This window comes from Pseudomonas sp. BJa3, from assembly GCF_026343815.1.
GTDB classification, from domain to species: Bacteria; Pseudomonadota; Gammaproteobacteria; order Pseudomonadales; family Pseudomonadaceae; genus Aquipseudomonas; species Aquipseudomonas soli.
Genome location: NZ_JAOXMC010000397.1, coordinates 1 through 251, shown reverse-complemented (window position 1 = coordinate 251; position 251 = coordinate 1). Strand labels below are relative to the sequence as shown.

1 protein-coding gene is annotated in these 251 nt (G+C 73.7%); it reads right to left on the bottom strand.

Annotated elements, in window-relative coordinates; genetic code table 11:
- The coding region (locus tag OH705_RS28165; protein WP_267303563.1) for a glycerol-3-phosphate dehydrogenase C-terminal domain-containing protein at positions 1–251 on the bottom strand (251 nt) is incomplete at both ends.

Genomic DNA, 251 nt, shown 5'->3' with positions numbered 1-251 from the left:
ATAGTGCGCCGCCACGCCGGCCAGTTCCTGCAGCGTGCGCTGCTGCCAGGCGGCGTCGTGGCCCAGTTCCTCGGCCAGGATGCGCGCCACTTCGGGCGCGGCCAGCATGGCCGCCTCGGCGTCCAGGAACAGCGCGCGGTTGCGGCGCGCCAGCACGTCCTCGGCGCTGCGCGCCAGTTCGAAGCGCGCGGCGAAACGCACATGCGCTTCCGACAGGCCGCTGCTCCTGACCAGCATGCGTTCGGCGCCGG